This is a genomic window from Stenotrophomonas sp. UBA7606 (assembly GCF_002477705.1).
GTDB lineage: Bacteria > Pseudomonadota > Gammaproteobacteria > Xanthomonadales > Xanthomonadaceae > Stenotrophomonas.
Genome location: NZ_DLJW01000088.1, coordinates 1 through 23,972, shown reverse-complemented (window position 1 = coordinate 23,972; position 23,972 = coordinate 1). Strand labels below are relative to the sequence as shown.

General features: G+C 66.2%; 23 protein-coding genes. 16 read left to right on the top strand and 7 right to left on the bottom strand.

Annotated elements, in window-relative coordinates; all coding sequences use genetic code 11:
• Positions 1-42: 42 nt before the first annotated feature.
• Together bioA and bioD are read left to right on the top strand one after the other, a co-directional pair.
• On the top strand, positions 43-1,335 hold the full coding sequence (bioA, locus tag B2527_RS11180; RefSeq protein WP_293712153.1) for an adenosylmethionine--8-amino-7-oxononanoate transaminase: 1,293 nt from the start codon (positions 43-45) through the stop codon (positions 1,333-1,335).
• Positions 1,332-1,982 carry a dethiobiotin synthase gene (gene bioD, locus B2527_RS11175; protein WP_293712150.1) on the top strand — a complete coding sequence of 217 codons (651 nt, stop codon included), beginning with the start codon at positions 1,332-1,334 and terminating at the stop codon, positions 1,980-1,982. The genes bioA and bioD overlap by 4 nt, the downstream gene beginning before the upstream one ends.
• Before the next feature lie 168 nt (positions 1,983-2,150).
• Here bioD and B2527_RS11170 read toward each other — a convergent pair whose 3' ends face one another.
• Complete coding sequence (locus B2527_RS11170; protein ID WP_293712147.1) at positions 2,151-4,559, bottom strand: membrane-bound PQQ-dependent dehydrogenase, glucose/quinate/shikimate family; 2,409 nt, start codon at positions 4,557-4,559, stop codon at positions 2,151-2,153.
• Positions 4,560-4,615: 56 nt separating this feature from the next.
• Here B2527_RS11170 and B2527_RS11165 point away from each other — a divergent pair, with 56 nt between their 5' ends.
• The 5 genes from B2527_RS11165 to B2527_RS11145 all read left to right on the top strand — a co-directional run bounded on the left by B2527_RS11165 (position 4,616) and on the right by B2527_RS11145 (position 10,671).
• Complete coding sequence (locus B2527_RS11165) at positions 4,616-5,692, top strand: SPFH and helix-turn-helix domain-containing protein (protein WP_293712144.1); 1,077 nt, start codon at positions 4,616-4,618, stop codon at positions 5,690-5,692.
• On the top strand, positions 5,692-6,891 hold the full coding sequence (locus B2527_RS11160) for a hypothetical protein (protein ID WP_293712141.1): 1,200 nt from the start codon (positions 5,692-5,694) through the stop codon (positions 6,889-6,891). Before B2527_RS11165 ends, B2527_RS11160 begins: the two co-directional genes overlap by 1 nt.
• Before the next feature lie 483 nt (positions 6,892-7,374).
• Positions 7,375-8,721 carry a c-type cytochrome gene (locus B2527_RS11155; protein WP_293712138.1) on the top strand — a complete coding sequence of 449 codons (1,347 nt, stop codon included), beginning with the start codon at positions 7,375-7,377 and terminating at the stop codon, positions 8,719-8,721.
• A complete protein-coding gene (locus B2527_RS11150; RefSeq protein WP_293712136.1) occupies positions 8,718-9,626 on the top strand; it encodes a c-type cytochrome in 909 nt (302 codons plus the stop codon). The genes B2527_RS11155 and B2527_RS11150 overlap by 4 nt, the downstream gene beginning before the upstream one ends.
• 34 nt (positions 9,627-9,660) lie before the next feature.
• Positions 9,661-10,671 (top strand): hypothetical protein, encoded by a 1,011-nt coding sequence (locus tag B2527_RS11145; protein WP_293712133.1) that lies wholly within the window; start codon positions 9,661-9,663, stop codon positions 10,669-10,671.
• Between the two features lie 110 nt (positions 10,672-10,781).
• Here the strand turns inward: B2527_RS11145 and B2527_RS11140 are convergent, their stop codons facing one another.
• Positions 10,782-11,171: a DUF6165 family protein gene (locus B2527_RS11140; protein ID WP_293712131.1), complete on the bottom strand. Its 390-nt coding sequence runs from the start codon at positions 11,169-11,171 to the stop codon at positions 10,782-10,784.
• Positions 11,172-11,309: 138 nt separating this feature from the next.
• On the opposite strand from B2527_RS11140, the gene B2527_RS11135 reads away from it, so the two are divergent.
• Positions 11,310-11,714 (top strand): hypothetical protein, encoded by a 405-nt coding sequence (locus B2527_RS11135; protein WP_293712129.1) that lies wholly within the window; start codon positions 11,310-11,312, stop codon positions 11,712-11,714.
• Between the two features lie 37 nt (positions 11,715-11,751).
• Here the strand turns inward: B2527_RS11135 and B2527_RS11130 are convergent, their stop codons facing one another.
• Positions 11,752-11,940, bottom strand: a complete 189-nt coding sequence (locus B2527_RS11130; protein ID WP_293712127.1) for a heavy-metal-associated domain-containing protein — start codon at positions 11,938-11,940, stop codon at positions 11,752-11,754.
• A gap of 131 nt (positions 11,941-12,071) precedes the next feature.
• Here B2527_RS11130 and B2527_RS11125 point away from each other — a divergent pair, with 131 nt between their 5' ends.
• From B2527_RS11125 to B2527_RS11110, 4 genes are all read left to right on the top strand, one after another.
• A complete protein-coding gene (locus tag B2527_RS11125; RefSeq protein ID WP_293712124.1) occupies positions 12,072-14,558 on the top strand; it encodes a heavy metal translocating P-type ATPase in 2,487 nt (828 codons plus the stop codon).
• A gap of 23 nt (positions 14,559-14,581) precedes the next feature.
• Positions 14,582-15,037 carry a Cu(I)-responsive transcriptional regulator gene (cueR, locus tag B2527_RS11120; protein ID WP_343124755.1) on the top strand — a complete coding sequence of 152 codons (456 nt, stop codon included), beginning with the start codon at positions 14,582-14,584 and terminating at the stop codon, positions 15,035-15,037.
• A 208-nt stretch (positions 15,038-15,245) separates the two neighbouring features.
• Complete coding sequence (locus B2527_RS11115) at positions 15,246-15,824, top strand: Ax21 family protein (RefSeq protein ID WP_293712118.1); 579 nt, start codon at positions 15,246-15,248, stop codon at positions 15,822-15,824.
• 382 nt (positions 15,825-16,206) lie between these two features.
• On the top strand, positions 16,207-16,674 hold the full coding sequence (locus B2527_RS11110; protein WP_293712115.1) for a hypothetical protein: 468 nt from the start codon (positions 16,207-16,209) through the stop codon (positions 16,672-16,674).
• Positions 16,675-16,720: 46 nt separating this feature from the next.
• Here the strand turns inward: B2527_RS11110 and B2527_RS11105 are convergent, their stop codons facing one another.
• On the bottom strand, positions 16,721-17,194 hold the full coding sequence (locus B2527_RS11105; protein ID WP_293712112.1) for a DUF1456 family protein: 474 nt from the start codon (positions 17,192-17,194) through the stop codon (positions 16,721-16,723).
• A gap of 109 nt (positions 17,195-17,303) precedes the next feature.
• On the opposite strand from B2527_RS11105, the gene B2527_RS11100 reads away from it, so the two are divergent.
• Together B2527_RS11100 and B2527_RS11095 are read left to right on the top strand one after the other, a co-directional pair.
• The gene (locus B2527_RS11100; RefSeq protein ID WP_293712109.1) at positions 17,304-18,359 is read left to right on the top strand and encodes an NAD(P)-dependent alcohol dehydrogenase; all 1,056 of its coding nucleotides are present in this window, start codon (positions 17,304-17,306) and stop codon (positions 18,357-18,359) included.
• A complete protein-coding gene (locus B2527_RS11095) occupies positions 18,356-18,679 on the top strand; it encodes a DUF6122 family protein (RefSeq protein ID WP_293712106.1) in 324 nt (107 codons plus the stop codon). The genes B2527_RS11100 and B2527_RS11095 overlap by 4 nt, the downstream gene beginning before the upstream one ends.
• Positions 18,680-18,688: 9 nt before the next feature.
• Here the strand turns inward: B2527_RS11095 and B2527_RS11090 are convergent, their stop codons facing one another.
• From B2527_RS11090 to B2527_RS11080, 3 genes are all read right to left on the bottom strand, one after another.
• Positions 18,689-19,147 carry a hypothetical protein gene (locus B2527_RS11090; protein ID WP_293712103.1) on the bottom strand — a complete coding sequence of 153 codons (459 nt, stop codon included), beginning with the start codon at positions 19,145-19,147 and terminating at the stop codon, positions 18,689-18,691.
• Between the two features lie 92 nt (positions 19,148-19,239).
• Positions 19,240-20,451 (bottom strand): NAD(P)/FAD-dependent oxidoreductase, encoded by a 1,212-nt coding sequence (locus tag B2527_RS11085; RefSeq protein ID WP_293712100.1) that lies wholly within the window; start codon positions 20,449-20,451, stop codon positions 19,240-19,242.
• 6 nt (positions 20,452-20,457) lie between these two features.
• Positions 20,458-20,955 carry a lipocalin family protein gene (locus B2527_RS11080; protein ID WP_293712097.1) on the bottom strand — a complete coding sequence of 166 codons (498 nt, stop codon included), beginning with the start codon at positions 20,953-20,955 and terminating at the stop codon, positions 20,458-20,460.
• 191 nt (positions 20,956-21,146) lie between these two features.
• On the opposite strand from B2527_RS11080, the gene B2527_RS11075 reads away from it, so the two are divergent.
• Complete coding sequence (locus B2527_RS11075) at positions 21,147-21,395, top strand: hypothetical protein (RefSeq protein ID WP_293712094.1); 249 nt, start codon at positions 21,147-21,149, stop codon at positions 21,393-21,395.
• 88 nt (positions 21,396-21,483) lie between these two features.
• On the top strand, positions 21,484-23,892 hold the full coding sequence (locus tag B2527_RS11070; protein WP_293712091.1) for a DUF3772 domain-containing protein: 2,409 nt from the start codon (positions 21,484-21,486) through the stop codon (positions 23,890-23,892).
• Positions 23,893-23,972: the final 80 nt, after the last annotated feature.

Sequence of the window (23,972 nt, the reverse complement as noted above, 5' to 3'; positions counted from 1 at the left end):
GCCCCCTGCAAGCCGCCCTTCCGGCGGCGTGGTGTGCTGGAAATGCTGATCGACCCGTTTGACCGTGAACACCTGTGGCACCCCTATAGCGCCCTCGGTGGTGCGGTGCCGGTACTCAAGGTGGCGCGTGCGCAAGGCGTGCTGCTGCAGTTGGAGGATGGCACCGAGCTGATCGATGGCATGTCCTCGTGGTGGTGCGCCGTGCACGGCTACAACCATCCGCAGCTGAACCAGGCGGTGCTGGACCAGCTCGGGCGCATGTCGCATGTGATGTTTGGTGGCCTGACCCACGAGCCGGCCATCGCGCTGGGCAAGCAGCTGCTGCAGATCGTGCCGGCCGGGTTGGATGCAATCTTCTATGCCGACTCCGGCTCGGTGTCGGTGGAAGTGGCCTTGAAGATGGCCGTGCAATACCAGGTGGCGCGTGGCAAGCCAGGCAAGAACAATATCGCCACCACACGCTCGGGCTATCACGGTGATACCTGGAACGCGATGTCGGTGTGCGACCCGGTTACCGGCATGCACGGCCTGTTTGGCAGTGCGCTGCCGTCACGGCGGTTTGTGCCCGCACCGCAGACACGCCATGGCGAAGCCTGGAACCCGGCCGACGTCGCACCGTTGGTCCAGCTGTTTGCCGAGCATGGCGATGAACTGGCGGCCTTCATCATCGAACCGGTGGTGCAGGGCGCCGGTGGCATGCGCTTCTACCATCCGCAGTACCTGCGCGAGCTGGCGCAGCTGTGCCGCGCGCATGATGTGCTGCTGATCTGCGACGAGATCGCCACCGGCTTTGGCCGCAGCGGCAAGCTGTTTGCCTGCGAGCATGCCGGCATAAGCCCGGACATCCTGTGCGTCGGCAAGGCACTGACCGGCGGCTATATGACGCTGGCGGCGACGCTGTGTACGCGCGAGGTGGCCGACGTGATCGCCAGCGCCGAGCCGGGCGTGTTCATGCACGGCCCCACCTTCATGGCCAATCCGCTGGCCTGTGCGGTGGCGTTGGCATCGGTGCAGTTGCTGCTGTCGCAGGACTGGCAGGGCAGGGTGGCGGCGATTGAACGCGGCCTGCAACAGGGGCTGGCGGCGGCACGCGGATTGCCGCAGGTTGCCGATGTGCGCGTGCTTGGCGCCATCGGCGTGATCGAGTTGAATGCGGCACTGCGGCTGGATCGCATCCAGCAGCGGATGCTGGCGCAGGGCATCTGGATCCGGCCGTTTGGCCGGCTGGTGTATGTGATGCCGCCGTTCGTGATTGATGATGCGCAGCTGCAGCAGCTGTGCGCAGGCATGGTGGCCCTGGTGGCCAGCCTGCAGGAAGAGGATATGCGCGCATGAGTGGCAAGGTCGTTTTTGTCAGCGGTATCGATACCGAGATCGGCAAGACCGTGGTGACCGGTTGGCTGGCCCGGCAATGGGCCGAGCAGGGCCAGGACGTGATTACCCAGAAGCTGGTGCAGACCGGCTGCGTGGCCGCCTCCGATGACATCCTGCTGCACCGGCGCATCATGGGTTGCGGGTTGTTCGAGGCGGACCGTGACGGCACCACGATGCCGGCGCTGTTTGCTTACCCGGCCTCGCCGCATCTGTCGGCACGGCTGGAGCAGCGTGCGTTGGATTTCGCCGCGATCGAGGCCGCTACCGCGCGGCTGCAGGCACAGTACGAAACCGTGCTGATCGAAGGTGCCGGTGGCCTGATGGTGCCGCTGACCGAGCAGTTGCTGACGATTGACTACGTCGCGCAGAAAGGCTGGCCGGTGTTGCTGGTGGCATCCGGGCGGCTTGGCAGCATCAACCACACCCTGCTGTCGCTGGAGGCGCTGGCCGCGCGTGGCATCGCGTTGCATGGCGTGGCCTGGAACAGCCGCGATGACAGCAGCGATGAGGTGATTGCGGCTGATAGCCGTGGATTCATTCGCGACTGGGTGTTGAAGCGCTTCCCGGATGCTGTCTGGTACGACGTGCCGCGGATTGATCTGGGCTGATTGGGTTCACTGCGAAAGCACCCTTCCCCAACCCTCCCCTGCGCGCTGCGCAAGGGAGGGGGCGGAGTGTGCGGCGCTGGAGCTGTTGTTTGTGCTCCCTCCCTTTGCCGGAGGCAAGGGGAGGGTTGGGGAGGGGGGCTCCTGCTCCTGCTTCAGCCGCCAAGGCCGCTACTTCTTCAGCTTGTACGCCAACACATAGTCGCCTGCCTTGGTCCCGGTCGAACCATGACCGCCCGCCACCAGCAGCAGCATCTGTTCGCCCTGGCTGTTGAGGTAGGTCATCGGCGTGGCCTGCCCGCCGGCCGGAATACGCACATCCCAAAGCACCTTGCCGCTGGCCAGGTCATAGGCGCGGAAGTTGTCGTCGGTGGCCGCGCTCAGGAAGGCCACGCCGGTGGAGGTGAGCAGCGGGCCGCCGATGCCGGGTACGCCGATGCGGATCGGCAGCGGGACCGGCGACAGGTCGCGGATGGTGCCGTTGCGGTGCTGGTAGGCGATCTTGCCGGTGCGCAGGTCGGCAGCGGCCACCGTGCCCCACGGCGGCACATGGCAGGGTACGCCGATCGGTGACATGAAGGGCGTCATTTCCACCGCGTAGTCCGCGCCCTTGTTCTCGTTCAGGCCATGCTCGCCCTTGTTCATTTCGCGGCCGCCGGTTTCGTGCTTGGGCACCAGCTTGGATACGAAGGCCAGGTAGGTCGGCATGCCGAACATCACCTGCCGGCGCGGGTCCACCGCCACGCCGCCCCAGTTGAAGGTGCCGAAGTTGCCCGGATAGACCAGGCTGCCCTGCAGGGTGGGCGGCGTGTAACGGCCGTCGTAGCGCAGCTGGCGGAACTGGATGCGGCACAGCATCTGGTCGATCAGGCTGGCCCCCCACATATCGGCTTCGCGCAGGCGCGGCGGTTCAAAGCTCAGCGCCGAGTACGGTTGGGTGGGCGCCGCGCGTTGGCCGGGAATATCCACGTGCTGCGGGGCCGGGCGTTCGTTCACCGGTAGCAGCGGCGTGCCGTCGCGGCGGTCCAGCACATACACATCGCCCTGCTTGGTCGGCTGCACCAGCGCCGGTACGCGGCCCTGTGGCAGGTCCAGGTCGAGCAGGATGGGTTGCGCGGGCGTGTCCATGTCCCACAGGTCGTGGTGCACGAACTGGCGCACCCAGCGCACCCGGCCGCTGGCGATGTCCAGCGCGACCACCGAGGACGCATAGGTTTCCTCGGCCGGGCTGCGGTACATGCCCAGCTGGTCGGGCGTGCGGTTGCCCATCGGGAAATAGGCCAGGCCCAGGGCTTCGTCGGCGCTGGCCACCGACCAGCTGTTCGGCGAGCTGGGGCTGTAGACCTGGTCGGGGTTGTTCGGGTCCAGCGGTGCGGTCTGGGTGGGATTGCCCGAGTCCCAGTTCCACAGCAGCTTGCCGCTATGGACGTCATAGGCGCGGATCACGCCCGAGGGCGAGTTGATCGCGTAGTCGTCATTGACCGCACCAGCGACGATTACCTTGCCGCCAGCAATCAAGGGTGGCGAGGTGGAGTAGTAATAGCCTGCCTGCTTGAACGGCATGTTGTGCAGCAGGTCGAGCACGCCGTTGTTGCCGAAGTCGCTGCAGTGCTGGCCAGTCCGTGCATCCAGCGCATGCAGCTTGGCATCGGCGCTGGGCAGGAATATCCGGCTGCTGCAGGTGGCTACGGTATTGCCCGGCGTGGCAGCGGCGGCCGACGCGCTGTAATAGGACAGGCCACGGCAGGTCTGGTGCTGGCGCTGCGGCTCCATGCCGGCGGCCGGATCGAACTTCCACAGGACCTTGCCGGTGTCGGCATCCAGCGCGAACGCCAGACTGTGCGGGGTGCACAGGTACAGCGTGTTGCCGATTTTCAGCGGGGTGACCTCGTAGGTGGTCTCGCCCACATCCTGCGGCAGGCGCACGTCGCCGGTCTGCATCTGCCAGGCCAGCTGCAGCTGGCCGACATTGGCCGGGGTGATCTGTGCCAGCGGCGAGTAGCGCTGGCCGTAGCTGCTGCGCCCATAGGCCTGCCATTCGCCGTCCGGCTGGGGGCTGTCGCCCAGGGCCGGATCGGCATTGACGATGGCCATCGGCAGGCTGCCGTTGATCTCGTGCAGGTGGCGTGGAATGCCGGCAAAGGCCACTACCGCGACCAGCAGCGAGGTCAGCAGCACCGGCCAACCGGCCGGGCCGGTATAGCCGTGTGGGCTGGACCGGCGCGCCGCCGGCAGTGCCATCAGCAGGCCGAGCAGGGCCGGTACGCCCAGCCGCGTGGCCAGCGGCCACCAGTACAGGCCTGCTTCCCACAACGACCAGGCCAGCAGTACCAGCAGCCAGCCGGCATACAGCCAGGTGGGCCAGCGCCGGTGTCGCCACAGGCCCCAGGCCACGGCCAACAGCAGCAGGCCGCTGAACAGATAGAACGGGCTGCCGCGCAGGGCCAGCAGCCAGGCGCCACCGACTGCCAGCGCCAGCCCGAACAGCGTCGTCAACAACAAGGTCAGTACACGCATGGCGTACCCGCAGGTCCAGAAGATGCGGCCATGCTGCGCCCAGCGATGTCTGCGTGGCGTCACGCGCGTTCTTAACAATCCGGCCGTAGAATCACAGCCTTGTCGACTGGGGACTGAGCATGAGCATTCTGGATTTCATCAAGAAGGAACTGATCGAGATCATCGAGTGGACCGATGACTCGCGCGACACGCTGTCCTACCGCTGGCCCGACGAGGATCGCCAGATCAAGAATGGCGCGCAGCTGATCGTGCGCGAATCGCAGATGGTGCAGTTTGTCGCCGCCGGGCAGTACGCCGATCTGTTCGGCCCCGGCAAGCACACGCTGAGCACCCAGAACATCCCGGTGCTGTCCACCATCCTGGGCTGGAAGTACGGTTTCGAGTCGCCGTTCAAGTGCGATGTCTACTACCTCAATACGCGCCTGTTCACCGGCAACAAGTGGGGCACCGCCAACCCGGTGATGATGCGCGACGCCGATTTTGGCGTGGTGCGCCTGCGCGCCTTTGGTACTTATGACTTCCGCATCGTCGACCCGCCGAAGTTCCTCAAGGAAGTGGCTGGCACCGACCAGAATTTCCGCCTGGACGAATTTGCCGACACCATGCGTTCGCGCATCGTCAGCGTGTTCACCGAAGCCCTGGCCAAGGCCGGCGTGCCGGCACTGGATGTGGCCGCGCGTTACTCCGAACTGGGCGAGGCGCTGCTGCCCATCATCAACCCGGCCATGTCCGGCAAGTACGGCATCGAGATCACCAGCTTCATCCTGGAAAACGTGTCGGTGCCGCCGGAAGTGGAGCAGGCCATCGACAAGCGCTCCAGCATGGGCGTGATCGGCAACCTCAACGACTACGTGAAGTACCAGATGGGCCACGGCATGGGCGAGGGCGGTGAAGGTGCTGCTGCCGCGGCAGTGCCGGCGCAGATGGCGGTGGGCTTCGGCATGGCGCAGGAAATGATGCGCAGCATGCAGGGCACGCCACCTGCTGCAGGCGCGGCGGTGCCACCGCCGTTGCCGGCAGCCGGCGCGGATGCGGCGGTGCTGGACGTACTTACCCCCGAGCAGGCCGCGCAGGCCTTGTCGGTGTCGGTGGAGGACGTGATGGCCTCGATTGCCGCCGGTGAGCTGAAGGCGCGCAAGATCGGCAATGCCACCCGCATCGCCCGTTCGGCACTGGAAGAGTTCCTGCGCGGCTGATGAACAACGCAACAGTTGGCAAACATCCCTGCCCGGAATGTGGCGGGGATCTGCAATGGAATGCCGCCAAGCAGGCGCTGGCCTGCCCGTACTGCGGCACCATCGTGCCGCTGTCGGCGGCGGCCGAAGGCGTGGGCGACGGCAGCGCCGGCGTGGTCGAACAGGATCTGCTGGCCGCCTTGCAGCGGCTGCAGGCGGAGGAATCCGAGCCGCCACCGCTGCCGCCGTCGGCGCAGGGGGGGGTGTTTGGCATGCTGCAGAGCATGGCCGCCACGCCCGCCGGGCAACGCGGCTACGGCGCGCAGCCGCGCGAGGTGCAATGCCAGAGCTGCCATGCGATCTCGGTGTTCGTCGATGGCAAGGTGGCTGATCGCTGCGAGTTCTGCGGCTCACCGTCCATCATCGATCACCAGTCGCTGGGCGACGCCATCACCCCGCAGAGCCTGCTGCCCTTCAAGATCAGCGATGGCCAGGTGCGCGACAGCATCCGCAAGTGGTATGGCAGCCGCTGGTTTGCGCCGAACAAGCTCAAGCGCGCGGCGTTGACCGATACGCTCAAGGGCATGTACCTGCCGTACTGGACGTTTGACGCCCATGTTGCCGCGCGCTGGACGGCCGAGGCGGGCTACCACTACTACGTCACCGTCAGTTACCGCGACTCCAATGGCAACACCCAGACCCGCCAGGAACAGCGCACGCGCTGGGAGCCGGCGGCCGGCTCACTGCAGCATTTCTTCGATGACGAGTTGGTGCCGGGCACGGTGGGCGTGCATCCGGAGCTGCTGGCCAAGATCGGGCAGTTCCCGACCACCAGTGACCTGAAGCCGTACTCGCCCGAATTCGTGCGTGGTTGGACGGTGGAGCGCTACCAGGTGGACCTGCGCCAGGCCGCACAGCGCGGTGAGGCGCAGATGCAGGCGCAGACCCGCGCGCTGTGTGCCGACCAGGTACCCGGCGATACGCACCGCAACCTGCAGGTGCAGGCCAACTACAGTGCGCGCACCTTCAAGCACATCCTGGTGCCGGTATGGCTGGTCGCCTACACCTACGGCGCGCGCAGTTACCAGGTGCTGGCCAATGGCTACACCGGTGCGCTGGCTGGCGAGCGCCCTTACAGCGCATGGAAGATATTCTTCGCGGTGCTGGCCGGCGTGCTTGCCCTGCTGGTGCTGCTGTACGTGCTGGGTGCAACGCAGTAGGCACGGCGGTTTTCAGCGGGCTGTTCAGCTTGCAGGCTTGAATTCCCGGCTTCCATCCCTCATATGTGTCTGCTTGGAATGAAAAAGAGGGAGGCTTATGGAAGCCAACACGACTGGAAGGGTCCAGTGCACACGGTGCAAGGCGGTATACGCGCCGGTGATCAAGGTATTGGAACGGGTCTGCCCGGAATGCCTTTCGATCAAGACGGTGCCGTTGCAGATGGCACAGGCCACAGCCGACAAACGCTGACACAACACACGTAGTAAACCCGCAGGGCCAGGCATCGACCTGGCCTTTTTGTTGCCCGTCGCTCACTGCAGCAGGCGTGCCACTCCGAGCCACGCCTGGCGCCCGCCATCATCTTTGCCTGGACTTTGCCGCATCGGTGCAAACCCCGGCCATGCGGCTGCGTTTGATCTTGATCAGGGCGCAGGCACAGCGCAGCGCAGAAAATGGCGCCGCACCCAGCCCGGCCGGAGATCATGCGCAAATTAACCAAGATCGTCCTGGTGGGGGCCATAGGCTTCGCCGCTGCTTATGGTGGGGCACGTCTGCTGCCTGCGTGGCTCGCACCCGCGCAGCCGGGCACGGTGGATATCAAGGACCCGCAGCTGATCCAGCGCGGCGCCTATCTGTCGCATGTGGCCGATTGCGCGGCCTGCCATACCGCCCCCGGCGGCAAGCCATTTGCCGGCGGCCTGGGCATGCAGACGCCGATGGGCACAATCTACTCGACCAACATCACCCCTGATCCGGCGCACGGCATCGGCGGCTACAGCTATGCCGACTTCGAACGCGCGGTGCGCCGCGGCGTACGTGCCGATGGCCAGCCCCTGTATCCGGCCATGCCGTATGTGTCATATGCGATCACCTCCGACGATGAGATCAAGGCCTTGTACGCCTATTTCATGTCCTCGGTGCAGCCGGTGGACCAGGCCAATGCTGCCACCACCATTCCGTGGCCGGCCAGCATGCGTTGGCCGCTGTCCTACTGGCAGCTGATGTTCGCGCGCCCGCGCAGCTTCCAGGCCGATCCCGGCATGGATACGGTGGCGCAGCGCGGTGCCTATCTGGTGGAAGGCTTCGCCCACTGCGGCGCCTGCCATACGCCCCGCGGCCTGGCCTTCCAGGAAAAGGCGCTGGGCGAGGATGGCAGCCGCCACTTCCTGTCCGGTTCGGTGCTGGAGGGCTGGTACGCCAAGAACCTGCGCGACGAAGGCACCGGCCTGGCAACGTGGGGCGAGGCCGATATCGTCGAGTTCCTGCGCAGCGGCCGCACCGATCGCACCGCCGCCTTCGGTGGCATGGCCGACGTGGTCCAGCACAGCACCCAGCACATGACGGCCGAGGATCTGCAGGCCATGGCGCACTACCTCAAGCAATTGCCGGCGCGCGCAGGCCGCGCCCCGCAATGGCAGCCCGGCCAGGACACCACCACCGCGCAGCTGCGTGCCGGTGACTACAGCGTGCCGGGTGCGCTGGTGTATTCCGAGCATTGCCAGGCCTGCCATCGCGCCGACGGGCGGGGGGCACCGCGGATCTATCCGGCGCTGGCTGGCAACTCCATCGTGTTCGCCGACGACCCCAGCTCGTTGATCCAGGTGACCCTGGCCGGCGGCCGCACGCCGGACACGGTGCATGACCGCATGGCCTTCAGCATGCCGGGCTTTGCCAATGTCTCGAACAAGGAACTGGCCGAGGTGCTGAGCTTCATCCGCAACAGCTGGGGCAACCATGCCAGCACGGTCAGTGCCGACGACATCGCGCGCATGCGCCGCGTGGTGGCGGACAAGCCGGTGCACTACGTGCCGGTGGAGGAATCGAAATGAAGCACGCAATGCTGATTGCCGGAGCCGCCCTGGCAGCGCTGGTACTGGCCGGGGCCGGTGCCTGGCACCATCACAACCATCCCGACCTGGACGCCCCCGCACCGGCTGCCATGGATGTGCTGGACAAGCAGGGCAAGGTGCTGGGCCAGCACGTGCTGCCCAGCGCGCAGGAGATTGCCGGCCTGTCCAATGCCGAGTCGGTGATGCTGGGCCGGCGCCTGCTCAACGAGACCGCGCGGCTGCTGCCGGACAATGTCGGCAATGGCCTCAACTGCAACTCCTGCCACATGGCGCAGGGCCGTTTCGCGCTGCGTAACCACTACATCAACACCGGCGGCAACTACCCGCGTTACATGCCACGCCCGGGCAAGCCGATCGACCTGGCCGAGCGTATCAACGGCTGCTTCGTGCGTTCGATGAACGGCCACAAGCTGGCGGTGGATTCGGCCGAGATGAAGGGCATGCTCGATTACATGCACTGGTTGGGCCAGGGCATGCCGCAGGGCAGCAAGGTGGCGGACCGTACCGAGGGCGAGATTGACCAGACGCTGCAGCCGGACCCGGTGCGCGGCGAGGCGATCTACGCGGCGCAATGCGCCAGCTGCCACGGCAACGATGGCGAGGGCATGAAGGACCAGTTCAATGAATACCTGTTCCCGCCGCTATGGGGGGATGACTCCTTCAACATCGGTGCCGGCATGGCGCGCCTGTACAAGGCGGCCGCCTTCGTCAAGTACAACATGCCGCTGGCGGTGAACCAGGAGCCACCCTTTGGCCAGGGCGAACTCAGCGACCAGGAGGCCGTTGATGTTGCCTATTACTTCACCCAGAAGCCACGCCCGGATTTCGCTGGCAAGGCCAATGACTGGCCGCGCGACAAGAAACCCAAGGACGCGCGTTACTGATCGCAGGGGCGGCAACGGCCGCCAGGAGAGCACCATGCAATGCGTTTCACCCTCTACCGTTGTTGCCGGGTTGCTGGCCCTGTGCCTGCCGCTGGCCGCAGCGGCGCAGCAGGCCGATACCACGGTGTCGGCGCAGATCTTCATCAATGCCAGCCAGCTCGACCGAGATGGCCGCGCCACGGCCGATGAGGGCTTGGCGCTGGATCTCAAGCGCACCTTCATCACCGTTGACCACCGCTTCAACCAGAACTGGTCGGCGCAGGTGACCACCGACGTGCAGTGGCTGCGCAACAGCGATGTCAGTGACCTGTGGTTGCGCCATGCCTACCTGCAGCGCAGCTTCGGCAAGGGCAGCTGGCTGCGGTTGGGCAATGCGCCCACGCCCTGGATCCAGCAGGAATCGGCGCGCGAAGGCTACCGGTATGTGGATGCGGGCCTGATCGCGCGCACCAAGATGGGCGCGCCGGCCGACTATGGTGTGCACGGCCAGTACGCGCGTGGAGATTTTACCTATGCGGCGTCGGTGGTGACCGGCGGCGGCTTCCAGAAGCCGCGCCTGGGCCGCCGTGCCGATATCGAGGCGCGTGTGGGTTGGGTGCCGCTCAAGGGCGTTGAGCTTGCCGTGGGTGGCTACCGTGGCACGCGTGCGCAGGACGCGGGTGAGCGCACGCGCGAGCACACCGCCCAGCGCTGGAATGCGATGGCCAGCTGGGTGGGCGAGCGTAGCCGTGTCGGCGCGCAGTACTTCCGTGCCGAGGACTGGACCCGTGTGGTCAAGCCGGGCAGTGACGACCAGCGCGGTTGGTCGGGTTGGGCCAGTTACCAGTTGAGCCCGCAGTACGCGCTGTTCACCCGCCACGAAGAAACCCGCATGAGCCTGGATATCGATCCGCGCACCCGCGAGCGTTACAGCATGGTGGGCGTGGAATGGAAGCCGAACAAGCACCTGCGGTTGTCGGCAGTGGGCAAGCAGGTACGGCAGGAAACAGCGAAATCGCGGCTGGAAAGCCACGAGGCCGGCCTGTGGGCGCAGCTGGCGTTCTGAGCAGGCGACGCGAAAGCGAGGCGGAACTGCCGCTTCGCTCCTCCCCTTTGGCGTAGCCAAGGGGGGAGGTCGGGAGGGGGTAGCTGTTGCTGTTGGCGTGAGCCGACCGCTTACTCGCCCTGGTACTGCTTCTCTTCCACCAGCGCGGAACCGGCAACGCGGTTGATCTCGTTCTTCACCACGATGCGTTCGCCATTGGTGCCGTAGACGCCACGCGCCAGGGTGATGAACTCGGCACCAAAATCCTGCGCGGCTTCTTTCTCGCGCAGCCGGTCCTGGATCTCCCACATGCGCTCGTTGATGGCCTTGAGCTGGTCCTTGAGCGCGCTCAGCGCGGGGCGGGTCTGCTGCTGCCCCAGCCACAACGGCCACAATCCATCCAGCTCGGTGCGCACGTTGGCCAGCTTGGTGGCGTCGGTGATGCGCTCGGCCTTGATTTCGAGGATGGTGATCTTGTCGATCAACTCGCCGATCGATACCGGGGTGAGTAGGGTCTGCATGCTGTAGCCGTGGTTGATGCCTGTAGTGGCGGCAATGATAGCGCCGCCGGCGCGGGCAACGGTTGCCGATGCATCGGTATTGGCGCCAGGGCCCTGCCATTGCGCACAATGCGGCCCCGATCCGAATTGGAGTTGCCGATGCTGCTGCGTTCTCTCGCCACCGCGGTAGTGCTGCTGGGCGCGGCCAGCGCGCAGGCTGCCGATGGCCTGCAAGGTGCCTGGCAGTTGCAGGGCGGTGAGTTCATCAACCCGGAAGGGGCGGTGGTGGACTACGCCAGCCAGAAACTGGCCGGCAACAAGGTGCTGGCCGATGGTCACTTCGCCTTCACCACCACCAGCGATGGCAAATTCTGGGCCGGTGGCTCGGGGACCTACCGCAGCGATGCCGGGCAGTACGTGGAAACGCCGTTGATGGCGTCATACCCGCTGGAAAATGGCGGCAGCTACAGCTTCCGTTACACGCTGGAAGGCGATGTGTGGACGCTGGAGCGCTGGGACGGCGAGCGCCGGGTGGAACGTGAGGTGTGGAAGCGCGTGCGCTGAGCGCACGCGCTTCCTGCTGCCGGCCGTGGGCGGCGGCTCAGGTCGCCGGAAAGCCGGCTTCGTCCAGCGCCTTGGTGAACTTTTCGACAGGCTGGCTGGATTCGATCTTCACTTCCTTGCTGGCCAGGTCGATGTCGACCGTGGCCGCCGGGTCCACGTCCTTGACGGTGGCCGTCACGCTGCGTGCGCAGCCGCCGCAGGTCATGCTTTCGATATGCAGTTTCATCTGGATTCTCCGTTGCGGGGTAGACAGTCTGAACCTTCCCATGATGGTAAGGTCAAGCTGCTAAACGGTGCTTGACCCTCCCATCGTTGGAAGCTTTAAGGTGCCTGCAACCCACGACATGGAGCCCCACCATGAGCAGCAGCGCCAGCCCGGGAACGCCCGCCCCCGGCCACCACAGTGAAGATCTGCTGATCGAAGGCATGACCTGCGCCTCCTGCGTGGGCCGTGTCGAGCGCGCCCTGAAGGCCGTGCCCGGCGTCAGCCAGGCCAGCGTCAACCTGGCGACCGAACGCGCCAGCGTGCAGACCGACGGCAGCGTGCCGCGCGAGGCCCTGTTGCAGGCCGTGCGCAAGGCCGGTTACGAGATAACCGCACCGGCCGCGCAGGAACTGCTGATCGAAGGCATGACCTGTGCGTCCTGCGTCGGCCGGGTGGAGCGCGCGCTGAAGGCCGTGCCCGGCGTGCAGTCGGCCAGCGTCAACCTGGCCACCGAGCGCGCCAGCGTGCAGGGCAGCGCCGATCGCGCCGTGCTGCTGGCGGCGGTCAGCAAGGCCGGCTATTCCGCCAGCGTGGTCGAGGACAGCGGCAGCAGCGAGGACCAGCAGGCGCAGCGGCATGCAGATGAGCTGCGCGTGCTCAAGCGCGACCTGTGGCTGGCCGCCGCACTGACCTTGCCGGTGTTCGTGCTGGAGATGGGGGCGCACCTGGTGCCGGCCTTCCACCATGTCATCGCGGCAAGCCTGGGCACCCGCAACAGCTGGCTGCTGCAGTTCGTGCTGACCACGCTGGTGCTGGTATTCCCTGGCCGGCGCTTCTACCAGAAGGGCATCCCGGCCCTGCTGCGTGCCGCGCCGGACATGAACTCGCTGGTAGCGGTAGGCACGCTGGCTGCCTATGGCTTCTCGCTGGTGGCGACCTTCCTGCCGCGGCTGCTACCGGCCGGCACGGTCAATGTGTATTACGAAGCCGCGGCGGTGATCGTCACCCTCATCCTGCTTGGCCGCGTGCTCGAGGCCAAGGCCAAGGGCCGCACGTCCGAGGCGATCAAGCGCCTGCTCAAGCTGCAGGCCAAGACCGCGCGCGTGCGCCGCGAGGGCACGGTGGTGGAGTTGCCGTTGGCGCAGATCGCCAGCGGCGATGTGATCGAAGTGCGCCCGGGCGAACGCATCGCGGTGGATGGCGAGGTGATCGACGGCGACAGCTACGTCGACGAATCGATGATCAGCGGCGAGCCGGTGCCGGTGCAGAAGGCGCCGGGCAGCAGCGTCATCGGCGGCACCGTCAACCAGACCGGTGTGCTAGGCGTGCGCGCCACCGCGGTGGGCGGGGCGACGGTGCTGGCGCAGATCATCCGTCTGGTCGAGCAGGCGCAGAGCGCCAAACTGCCGATCCAGACTTTGGTGGATCGCATCACCCTGTGGTTCGTGCCGATCGTGATGGGTCTGGCGGCGCTGACCTTCGTGGTCTGGCTGCTGTTTGGCCCGGACCCGGCGCTGACCTTTGGCCTGGTCAATGCGGTGGCGGTGCTGATCATTGCCTGCCCGTGTGCAATGGGCCTGGCCACGCCGACCTCGATCATGGTCGGTACCGGGCGTGGTGCCGAGCTGGGGGTGCTGTTCCGCAAGGGCGAGGCCCTGCAGCTGTTGAAGGAGGCGCAGGTAGTGGCGGTGGACAAGACCGGCACGCTGACCGAGGGCCGCCCGGTACTGATCGACCTGCAGCTGGCCACCGGCTTCCAGCGCAGTGAGGTGCTGGCGCGCGTGGCCGCAGTGGAAGACCGCTCCGAGCATCCGATTGCCCGCGCCATCGTCACTGCCGCGCAGCAGGAGAACCTGCCACTGCCGGCGGTTGCTGCCTTCGAATCGGTGACCGGTTACGGCGTGCGAGCAGATGTGGAGGGTGTGCGCGTGGAAGTGGGCGCGGATCGCTTCATGCAGAAACTTGGCCTGGATGTGGCGATGTTCGCCGACGTCGCGCAGCGGCTGGGCGAGGAGGGCAAGAGCCCGCTGTACGCAGCTCTGGATGGTCGCCTGGCGGCGATCATCGCCGTATCCGATCCGATCAAGTCCGATACCCGCGCCGCCATTGCCCGCCTGCACGGCCTGGGGCTGAAGGTGGCGATGATCACAGGCGACAACCGCCGCACCGCCGACGCCATCGCCCGCCAGCTCGGCATCGACGAGGTGGTGGCCGAAGTACTGCCGGAAGGCAAGGTCGATGCGGTGCGCCGGCTCAAGGCCGCGCATGGGCAACTGGCCTATGTCGGCGATGGAATCAATGACGCACCGGCGCTGGCCGAGGCCGATGTCGGCCTGGCCATCGGCACCGGCACCGATGTGGCGATCGAAGCGGCCGATGTGGTGCTGATGTCCGGCAGCCTGCAAGGTGTGCCCAATGCCATCGCGCTGAGCAAGGCCACCATGGGCAATATCCGCCAGAACCTGTTCTGGGCCTTCGCCTACAACACGGCGCTGATCCCGGTGGCTGCCGGTGTGTTGTACCCGCTGGGGGGCATCCTGCTGTCGCCGGTATTCGCCGCCGGGGCGATGGCCCTGTCCTCGGTATTCGTGCTGGGCAATGCGCTGCGGCTAAAGCGCTTCAATCCGGAACAGGGCTGAGGAGCATGCAGATGGAAGAGGGGATGAACATCGGCCAGGCAGCCAAGGCCAGCGGCATCTCGGCCAAGATGATCCGCTACTACGAGGACACCGGCCTGATCGGGCCGGTGGCGCGCACCGACGCCGGCTATCGCGTCTACGGCCCGCGCGACATCCACACCCTGGGTTTCATCAAGCGCTCGCGGGACATGGGTTTCAGCATCGAGCGCATCGCCGGGTTGCTGGAGCTGTGGCGCGACCGCACACGCCACAGCGCCGATGTGAAACGCATGGCGCTGGAGCATGTGCAGGTGCTGCAGCAACGCATCGCCGAGCTGCAGGACATGGTGCAGACCGTGCAGGCATTGGCCAACTGCTGCGCCGGTGACGATCGCCCGGATTGTCCGATCCTGAGTGACATCGAGACTGGCGTACCGCTGCATGGCGCCGCCTTGCCCACCACCTTTGGTGGCATCGGCGCAGGTAGACGGCACCGCTGATTATTGTGCGGTTTTGCCAAAATGAATGGGAAGCAAGGTGCGCACGCAACGCGTGTGCCAGAAATCGCCTGAATAAAGGCAAAAAATCGACGTTTTATTGCAGGCGGATTTTCAGGGTTTGTTGGGGCGGCTAACGGAAAACTTACATCCGGACGCAGACAGCTGTTTGCTGTCGTGCCATCAAGTCAGTAATGCAGAGGTAGTACCCATGAAGAGTTCGTTGATTGCCCTGGCGCTGGTTGCCGCCCTTCCGTTCGCCGCTTCCGCCGCTGACGGTCTGTCCTACAACTACGTCGAAGGCGACTACGCCAAGACCGATGCTGCCGGTGGCGACGCCGACGGTTGGGGCCTGAAGGGTTCCTACGCTTTCCACCCGAACTTCCACGCCTTCGGCGAATACACCCGCCAGGAAATCGACCTGAACAAGGTTGACCTGGACCAGTGGCGCGTGGGTGCCGGTTTCAACAAGGAAATCGCCCCGAGCACCGACTTCGTTGCCCGCGTGGCCTACGAAAAGTTCGACCCGAAGCACGTGAAGGCTGCCGACTTCGAAGGTTACAGCGCTGAAGCCGGCATCCGCACCGCATTCGGCAACCATGCTGAAGTCTATGCAATGGCTGGCTACGAAGATTTCACCAAGAAGCACGGCATCAATCCGGAAGGCGAGTTCTACGGCCGCCTGGGTGGCCAGGTGAAGTTGAACCAGAACTGGGGCATCAATGGCGACATCAAGATGAACCGTGATGGCGACAAGCAGTGGACCGTTGGCCCGCGTTTCAGCTGGTAATACGCGCTGACGCCCTGGCGTCATGTTGCGAACAAGGCCCGGCTCTGCCGGGCCTTTCTTTTTGTCCAACGCCTGGGTTTGAGGTTTCCAGCCAGCCTGCTTTCAGCCCAGCCCAGCCCAGCCCCGCTCCGCGACCCGACCCGACCCGACCCTTGCGCTGGCGCTAGGTCGTGCGAATGGCTGCGAACCTTTGCTTCGCAAACAGCCCGCTCACTTCGCGCGAGGGAGAACGGTCAGTGCACTGCGACCGCACGCGAGACGAGCCCCTCTCCCGCATGCGGGAGAGGGGTTGGGGTGAGGGCAGCCTTCAGCTGTAACAACACTGCAACCAAACTGCAGCAAAGTGCGACGCAACCGGCACCGGCCGGAAGGATCGCCACGAATGAGAACCCGTCTGCTGCTTGCCGCTGCCCTGCTGTTGATCACGCCACTGGCCTGGAGCCAACAGCACGCTTACGTGCCGCTGGAGAACCGCCTCAGCGCCGAGCAGCTGCAGCAGGTGGGCTTGAGCGCGCAGCAGCTGCAGCTGCTCAACCGCATGCTCAGCGCAACCGAAGCGGCCACGCCAACGTCAACGCCAAGCTCGGCCGGTGTTGTGCCGGCCCCGATGCAGATCGGTCTGGAAGAAGGCCCGGTGCACAGCCGCGTGCAGGGCGAGGTGACCGGCTGGGAGCCGGGCACGGTATTCGTGCTGGAAAACGGCCAGCAGTGGAAGGTGCTCAAGGGCCAGATGCGCCTGCGCAACCGCCTGCAGGCGCCTGAAATCGAGGTGATCCCCGGCATTGCCGGGCGCTGGTTCCTGCAGGTGGACGAAGACCTGCCCAAGGCCCGCGTCTACCGCATCCTGTGAACCGCCTACGCTGGGCGTGGCAGCGCCGCGCGCTTTGCCTGCCGGCTCAGGCCGCCGGGCGTACCCGCTGGGTCAGGCCCTTGAGGAAGGCGCGCAGCAGCTGGTCACCGCACTCGCGGTAGTTCTTGTGATCCGGCTGACGGAACAGCGCCGACAGCTCCGGCTTGGACACCGGAAAGCCCGCGCTCTCGAAAATCGCATGCATGTCCACGTCCTTCAGCTCGAAGGCCACGCGCAGCTTCTTCAGCACGATGTTGTTGGTGATGCGCTTTTCCGGCGGGCGCTGCGGCTGCGATTCGTCGCGGCCACGGAAGTGGTAGATCAGACCGTCCAGAAAGCGTGCCAGCACGGCATCCGGGCAGGTTTCAAACAGCGGTTCGTCGTCCTTGCGCAGGAAATCGTGCACCTGGGCGGGGTCCACGTTGAACGCGGGGTCGGCCAGAAGAATGGTATCCACCACCATGCCATCGCTGAGATCGAGCATGTAGCGGACGCTGCGCAGTACGTCGTTGTTGATCATTGCCACTCCAGGACCACCGCGGCGGAACTGCCCGGTGGCCGCATAGTGTAACGCTGCCGCATCGCAGCCCCCCTACAATGCCCCGCTGGATTACCGGAAATACCGCCCCATGCGCACCCCTGCCTATGCCGCGCTGTCGGCCAGCACCCCGCTGCAGCCGCTGACCATCGACCGCCGTGCACTGCGTGCCGACGACGTCGCCATCGACATCCTGTATTGCGGGGTTTGCCACTCCGACCTGCACCAGGCCCGCAACGACTGGGGGTCGGCGCGCTACCCGATGGTGCCCGGGCACGAGATCATCGGCCGGGTCAGCGCGGTGGGGCCGGCAGTGACCAGCATCCAGGTCGGCGACGCAGTTGGCGTCGGGTGCATGGCCGACAGCTGCCGCGACTGCGACCAGTGCAACCAGGGCGAGGAGCAGTTCTGCAGGCACGGCGTGACCATGACCTACAACGGCCGCGACCGGGTCAGCGGCGAGTTGACCCTGGGCGGCTATTCACGCGCCATCGTGGTGCGCGAGGCCTTTGTCATCGCGCTGTCGCCCGCGCTGGACCTGGCCCGCGCCGCGCCGCTGCTGTGCGCGGGCATCACCAGCTGGGCACCCTTGCGCCAGTATGGGGCGGGCCCTGGCACCCGGCTTGGGGTGATCGGGCTGGGCGGTCTTGGACATATGGCGGTCAAGCTGGGCGCCGCGCTGGGTTGCGAGGTGACCCTGATCACCGGCAGCGCCGACAAGACCGCCGATGCGCTCGCGCTCGGCGCGCAGCAGGTGCTGGTGTCGCGCGACGCCGAGGCCATGCGCGCTGCAGCGTCGTCATTGGACCTGATCATCGACACCGTGCCGGTGGCCCATGCGTTGGCACCCTACGTGAAGTTGCTGGATGTGGGCGGAAGGTTGGTGCTGGTGGGGGCACTGGAGGAGATGCCGCCGCTGGATGCCGGCCTGCTGGTGCGCGGCCGCAAGCAGGTGTCCGGTTCGCTGATCGGTGGCATCGCGCAGACCCGCGAGCTGCTGGCGTTCTGCGCACACAAGGGCATCTACCCGAAATGCGAGCAGATCCGGATGCAGGACATCAACCTGGCCTTCGAGCGCATGCTGCGCTCGGACGTGAAATACCGCTTCGTGATCGACATGGCCTCGCTGGACGCTCCAGCCGCATGAGCCTGCGCGCGATCCTGCACCTGTGCCTGCACATCGCGGTGCCGGCGCTGCTGGCCTGGCTGTTCTGGCGGCCGCAGTTCGGCAAGGCGTGGTTGTTGCTGTTGCTGGGCTGGATCATCGACCTGGACCACCTGCTGGCAGACCCGATCTATGCACCCAACCGCTGCAGCGTGGGCTTCCATCCGCTGCATACCGCGCCGGCGGTCCTGCTGTATGCCGGGCTTACCGTGCCCAGGCGCACGCGCCTGTTCGGTGTCGGTCTGCTGCTGCACATCGCGCTGGATGCGGTGGATTGCGTGTGGATGCGGGCGACTGCCTGAGCCGGGCGATTACCAGCCACCCCAAGGGCCGGGGCCGTAGCCACCATAGGGGCCATACAGACCAACCCCGTCACCCTTGCTGACGTGGATGTTCACGTCGACACGGTGGGTATTGCCTTCGTCGGTGGTGTAGTTCTTGCCCAGGTTCAGGTCCACCGCACTCCAGTGGCTGTTGCCGAAGGCCTTGGAGTAACCGATGCCGGTAGTGACCGCCCCGTGTACCTGCAGCTTGTCGTCGACCACCACCGGGGCGTCATCGGCGACGCGCTTGCGCGGCAGGCCGCGCCCGCTGTGGTCGCCGTAGTAGGTGCCCGGGGCATCCTGCTGCAGGCTCGGGTCACCGAGGTAGCGCACCGGCGCCTGCGGCACGCTCAGGTCCAGCGCGGCCGCGCTGGGGGTGGCTTCGTCAGCCAGTGCCGGCAACGGGGCCAGCAGCACGGTGGCAAGCAGCAGGTGTCGAATCTTCACGGGACCGCTCCAAAGCGCCAGCGCCGGTATGGCAGGCCATCTGAACGCTACCAGAAACGGCTTGAATGCGGCCTGTCGCCGTTGCCGCCAGCTCAGCCCAGCCGCTGGAAGCCGAACAGCTCCGCCAACGGGTGGCGGCGGCGCTCGATGGCCGCGCACAGCAGGCTGGCGCCGATCGTCGAATAGGTGATGCCATTGCCGCCGTAGGCCATGGCGAACTGCACCCGTGGCCCCCATTGCCGGTGGGTGCCGAAGAAGGGCAGACCATCGGCGGTTTCGGCAAAGGTGCCGGCCCAGGCAAAGGTAGGTTGCAGCGGCCGACCACCGAGCAGCCTGGCGGCCTTGGTGGCCAGTCGCCGCGCTTTGCGGTCGACCAGTGCGTCGCGGCGCGCGGGTATGTCCACTGCGTCGTCTTCGCCGCCGACCAGCAGCCGGTGGTCGGCGGTGCTGCGCAGGTACAGGTAGGGGCGTGCAGTCTCCCACAGCAGGGTGTCGCGGGCTGCGCCCAGTGCCTCGGGCGGCAGTGGGTCGGTGACGAAGGCGTAGCTGCTGCGATTGCGCGCGACCCGTTGGCGTAGCCAGTGCTGGCTGGCATAACCTGCGGCGACGACCAGCTGTTGGCAATGGATATGCACGCCATCGCTGGTCCGTGCGACCACTTTGCGGGGGCCAGCGGTGAGATGGTCGATGGTGGTGCGGTCGAACACCTGCCCACCCTGCGCGAGCAGCCGCGCCAGCAGCCGGTAGGTCATCCGATACGGGTCCATGCGCGCGGCATGATGGCTGAGGATGGCAGCGGGCGCGGCAATGCCGTAGTGCGCCTGCACGCCTGCGGCGTCATACCAGTCCACCGCGAAGCCATGGCGCTGGCGCAGCTCGAATTCCTCGATCAGCGGGCCAAGATCGCGGCGCCGGCTGGCGTAGTACAGGCTGTCGGCATTCTCGAAGTCCACGCCGTGCAGCTCGCCAGCCAGCGTGGCCAGGGTGTCGATGGCGTGGTCACAGGCGCGGTAGGCCAGCAGGGCGGCTTCCAATCCGTACAGACGGGCGAGCTCACCCAAGGGCGTATCGATCTCGTACTGCAGCAGGGCCGTGCTGGCCGCGGTTGAGCCCCAGCCGATATCACGTTGTTCCACCACCGCAACGTCGTGGCCGTGTGCGGCCAGGTGGTCGGCGATGAGCGCGCCGGTGATGCCGCCGCCCAGAACCAGCACCTCGCAGTGCAGATCGGCCTGCAAGGCCGGAAAAGCCTGCATCAGGCCATTGCGTACCGCCCAGAACGGATAGCCGCTTTTCAGGTCCATGCGTGCTCAGCCTGCGGTCGGGTGGCCGGTATGCGGGGTGTGGATCAACTGGTCCACGTCGAACCCCTGCTGGCGGGCGTAGGCGATGTAGTGCCGACGGGTGGTTGCATCCATCTGCGGCAGCCGCGCCAGCAGCCACAGATGGCGGCGGTCCGGGCTGCCGACCAGGGTGGTGGTATAGCCGGCGTCGAGCTGCATCACCCAGTAGTCGCCACGGGTGAACGGCACCCAGCGCAGGGCATTGGCGGTGAAGGTCACCTGCAGCTTGCTGTTGCTGGCATCGATCGGGGTGGCCTGGCCTACCCACTCATACAGCGTGCCCTGCTGCAGGCAGCGGTTGTGCACCCGCACGCTGCCATCGGGGTTGAGCGAATAGTGGGCGCTGACGTCGGTGGCGGCCTCCGGCTCCTGGCGTGCCGGCAGGCGTTCGATCTCATACCAGCTGCCCAGGTAGCGCTGCAGGGCGACTGCGGACACGGTGGCAAGGGGCGGGTGCGGACGCATTGCAGGCCTCGATCAGCGCAGACAGGAGATACCGGGCACCAGCTATAGGACAAGCCCGGTGAAGGACTCGTGGCCGTTGCCGAGGGTGTACTCGGGGCACGCTGAACCGGTACCGGCGTGCACGCGCAGGCCGTCGCACCGGCGTGCGCGTGCTGCGCTAGGCTGGTGCCATCCGTAGACGGGAGATATCCATGTTTATCGTGATCCTGCTCAAAGGGCAGAACCGCTACGCGCGCGAGCGCTGGGAAAAACTGCCGGAAGTGGTCGATTACGACGGCCACGGGTTTTCGCTGCGGGCCGGCCCCCGCCAACCACTGCCCACCACCCAGCAGTGGGATCCGGTGGCGGTGTATGCCCCGGACGAACTGACTGAAGAAGAGTTCCAGGAAATCTACGAGCTCAACCGCCACCACATCACAGAACTGGGCTTGAAATACTGAGCCCGTGCGCCGGGTTCGCATGCAGCCCACATCGGCTGGCTTATAGTTCGTGGCAGGCGCGGTGGTCCGCGCAAGCCGGTGCGTCGCTTTGTCTGCCCAACGCCTGATCCAGCCGCTGCGTGCGGTGCTGCTTGTGTTCCTGTTGTCGGCCGGCACGGTCTGGGCAGCCCCTGACGGCAATGCCGAGCTGACCCCGCAGGTGCGCATCGAACAGGCCTCGCGAGCGTTTGACGCGGTCAAGCGCGCAGTCACTGATGCCGATGCGCCGGAAACCCTCAAGACCCTGGCCGAGCGTGCCACCCAGGCCCAGCGCGACGCCGAGGCGGCGGTGCAGGCACTGCAGCCGGAGCTGACCCAGCTTGATGCCCGCATCGAGCAACTGGGACCCGCACCGGAGGGCGGCGAGGACGCCGGCATCGCCCGCCAACGCAAGCTGTTGGGCCAGCAGCGCAGCCAGGTGGACGCCGACATCAAGCGCGGCAAACTGCTGGCCGAGGACGCCAAGCAGGCCAGCGAATCGATCGAGAAGATGCGCGCGCAGCAGTTTGGTGAGCAGCTCGGGCGCAAGGTTGGCTCGCCGCTGTCACCGGCGCTGTGGCGCGAGTTCGCCCAGCATCTGCCGGACGACCTGGGGCGTGTCCACTCGCTGTATCTGCAGGCCAGCAAAGGACTGCTGCAAGCCGCTGCCAAGCAGGGTTGGGGTACGCCCTTGCTGGGCGCTGCGCTGGCGCTGGTACTGCTGTTTCCGCTGCGCCTGTGGCTGCGCCACCTGGGGCGCCGCTATGCCGCGTCCGAACGCGCACCTGCCGGTCGCCTGCGGCGCACCGGGCTGGCGGTGTGGCTGCTGCTGGTAGGCACCCTGTTGCCGGGTCTGGCGGCATTGGTACTGGTCAGCAGCCTGCGCGCGATCTCGGCGATCGCGCCACGCCTGGAATCGGTGGCCGATACCTTCGTGATGGCCACCTTCGTGGCGGCCTTCATCGGTGCGCTGGCAGCAGCGCTGCTGGTACCCAAGCGCCCGTCATGGCGACTGCTCGACATCGATGACCTGGCCGCCGGGCGCCTGCGTCGCTTCGCCTGGGGTGCTGCGGGCCTGACCTGGCTGACCATGCTGCTGCGCGAGATAAACCGCTCGGCGCGCACCTCGGCGGTCAGCACCATCACCCTGGATGGCCTGATCGCGCTGACCTATGTGGTGCTGATCATGCTGATGCTGGCCACGCTGGCCGGCCTGCACCGGCGTCGTGCGGCGGCAGCGGCGCAGGCCGAACGCGATGCCGGCGGCGGGCATACGCCCAGGGCGCCGCGCAGCGGCTGGCTGGTGATCGCGCGGCTGGGTGGCTACCTGACGATCTGTGCGGCGCTGGTCGCCACCTTGATGGGCTATCTCAACTTCGCCATGTTCACCGCCCAGCAGATGGTCTGGATCACGGTGGTGGTGTTGGCGACCACCTTGCTGATGCGCTTTGCCGATGACTTCGCGTTGTGGCTGCTGGCCCCGGACAGCACCATGGGACGCATGCTGCGGTTGTCCACCGGCCTGCCCGCGGCGCGCATGGAACAGGGCGGGGTGCTGCTGTCGGCAGCATTGCGGGTGGGCCTGGTGTTACTGGGGATCACCGCCGTGGTGGCGCCATTTGGCAACGTCAGCGTGTTGTACGGCTGGCTGGAGCGGCTGGCCGCCGGCATCAAGATCGGCGACAGCCTGCTGACCCCGGCCTCGATCTTCAGCGCGGTGCTGGTGCTGGTGCTGGGCCTGGCCTTGATGCGCGTGCTGCAGCAATGGTTGGTGGAGACCTATCTGCCCAAGACCGATCTGGACACCGGCGCACGCAATTCGATCAGCACCGTGGCGCATTACCTGGGCATCGTGCTGGCCGGGCTGTGGGCGCTGGCAGCGCTGGGTATCGGTTTCGAGAAGGTGGCGTTGCTGGCCAGTGCGCTGTCGGTGGGTATTGGTTTCGGCCTGCAGGCGATCACCCAGAACTTCGTTTCTGGCCTGATCCTGCTGGCCGAGCGCCCGGTCAAGATTGGTGACTGGATCAAGATCGGCGACCAGGAGGGCGACATACGGCGCATATCGGTACGTTCCACCGAGATCCAGGTCGGCGACCGTTCAACCCTGATCGTGCCCAATTCGGAGCTGATCACCAAGACCATCCGCAACATGACCATGGCCAATGCACTGGGCCGCATCCAGGTGCAGTTCTCGGTGCCGCTGGGCACCGACGTGGGCAAGCTGCGGACCTTGTTGCTGGCGATCTATGCCGCCAATGAAACCATCCTGGATGACCCGGCACCGTCGTTCTTCATCGACTCGATCAGCGGCGGCCAGGTAGCGGTGAACAGCTTTGCCTATGTGTCGTCCTCGCGCAGTGTCTACGGCACCCGCAGCGAGGTGTTGTTTGAGCTGCTGCAGCAGAGTGCGGCCAATGGCATTGCCCTGGTCACCCCGACCGACATCCATCTGGTGCGTGATCCAGACGAAGCCAGGTAAGGGCGGGTGTTGTATGCGTAGTGCCGAGCCATGCTCGGCAGGGGCTTTCCGGGCCAAGCGACCCCTCCCCAGCCCTCCCC

What these genes read in the sequence shown, in the direction of transcription:
- B2527_RS11135 (WP_293712129.1), top strand. Translation starts at nt 11,310, where the DNA reads ATGCTGCTGCGTTCTCTCGCCACCGCGGTAGTGCTGCTGGGCGCGGCC.
- B2527_RS11130 (WP_293712127.1), bottom strand. Translation starts at nt 11,940, where the DNA reads ATGAAACTGCATATCGAAAGCATGACCTGCGGCGGCTGCGCACGCAGC.
- B2527_RS11080 (WP_293712097.1), bottom strand. Translation starts at nt 20,955, where the DNA reads ATGCGTCCGCACCCGCCCCTTGCCACCGTGTCCGCAGTCGCCCTGCAG.
- cueR (WP_343124755.1), top strand. Translation starts at nt 14,582, where the DNA reads ATGAACATCGGCCAGGCAGCCAAGGCCAGCGGCATCTCGGCCAAGATG.
- bioD (WP_293712150.1), top strand. Translation starts at nt 1,332, where the DNA reads ATGAGTGGCAAGGTCGTTTTTGTCAGCGGTATCGATACCGAGATCGGC.
- B2527_RS11075 (WP_293712094.1), top strand. Translation starts at nt 21,147, where the DNA reads ATGTTTATCGTGATCCTGCTCAAAGGGCAGAACCGCTACGCGCGCGAG.
- B2527_RS11160 (WP_293712141.1), top strand. Translation starts at nt 5,692, where the DNA reads ATGAACAACGCAACAGTTGGCAAACATCCCTGCCCGGAATGTGGCGGG.
- B2527_RS11140 (WP_293712131.1), bottom strand. Translation starts at nt 11,171, where the DNA reads ATGCAGACCCTACTCACCCCGGTATCGATCGGCGAGTTGATCGACAAG.
- B2527_RS11115 (WP_293712118.1), top strand. Translation starts at nt 15,246, where the DNA reads ATGAAGAGTTCGTTGATTGCCCTGGCGCTGGTTGCCGCCCTTCCGTTC.
- B2527_RS11155 (WP_293712138.1), top strand. Translation starts at nt 7,375, where the DNA reads ATGCGCAAATTAACCAAGATCGTCCTGGTGGGGGCCATAGGCTTCGCC.
- B2527_RS11100 (WP_293712109.1), top strand. Translation starts at nt 17,304, where the DNA reads ATGCGCACCCCTGCCTATGCCGCGCTGTCGGCCAGCACCCCGCTGCAG.
- B2527_RS11165 (WP_293712144.1), top strand. Translation starts at nt 4,616, where the DNA reads ATGAGCATTCTGGATTTCATCAAGAAGGAACTGATCGAGATCATCGAG.
- B2527_RS11085 (WP_293712100.1), bottom strand. Translation starts at nt 20,451, where the DNA reads ATGGACCTGAAAAGCGGCTATCCGTTCTGGGCGGTACGCAATGGCCTG.
- B2527_RS11125 (WP_293712124.1), top strand. Translation starts at nt 12,072, where the DNA reads ATGAGCAGCAGCGCCAGCCCGGGAACGCCCGCCCCCGGCCACCACAGT.
- B2527_RS11150 (WP_293712136.1), top strand. Translation starts at nt 8,718, where the DNA reads ATGAAGCACGCAATGCTGATTGCCGGAGCCGCCCTGGCAGCGCTGGTA.
- B2527_RS11105 (WP_293712112.1), bottom strand. Translation starts at nt 17,194, where the DNA reads ATGATCAACAACGACGTACTGCGCAGCGTCCGCTACATGCTCGATCTC.
- B2527_RS11095 (WP_293712106.1), top strand. Translation starts at nt 18,356, where the DNA reads ATGAGCCTGCGCGCGATCCTGCACCTGTGCCTGCACATCGCGGTGCCG.
- bioA (WP_293712153.1), top strand. Translation starts at nt 43, where the DNA reads ATGCTGATCGACCCGTTTGACCGTGAACACCTGTGGCACCCCTATAGC.
- B2527_RS11110 (WP_293712115.1), top strand. Translation starts at nt 16,207, where the DNA reads ATGAGAACCCGTCTGCTGCTTGCCGCTGCCCTGCTGTTGATCACGCCA.
- B2527_RS11145 (WP_293712133.1), top strand. Translation starts at nt 9,661, where the DNA reads ATGCAATGCGTTTCACCCTCTACCGTTGTTGCCGGGTTGCTGGCCCTG.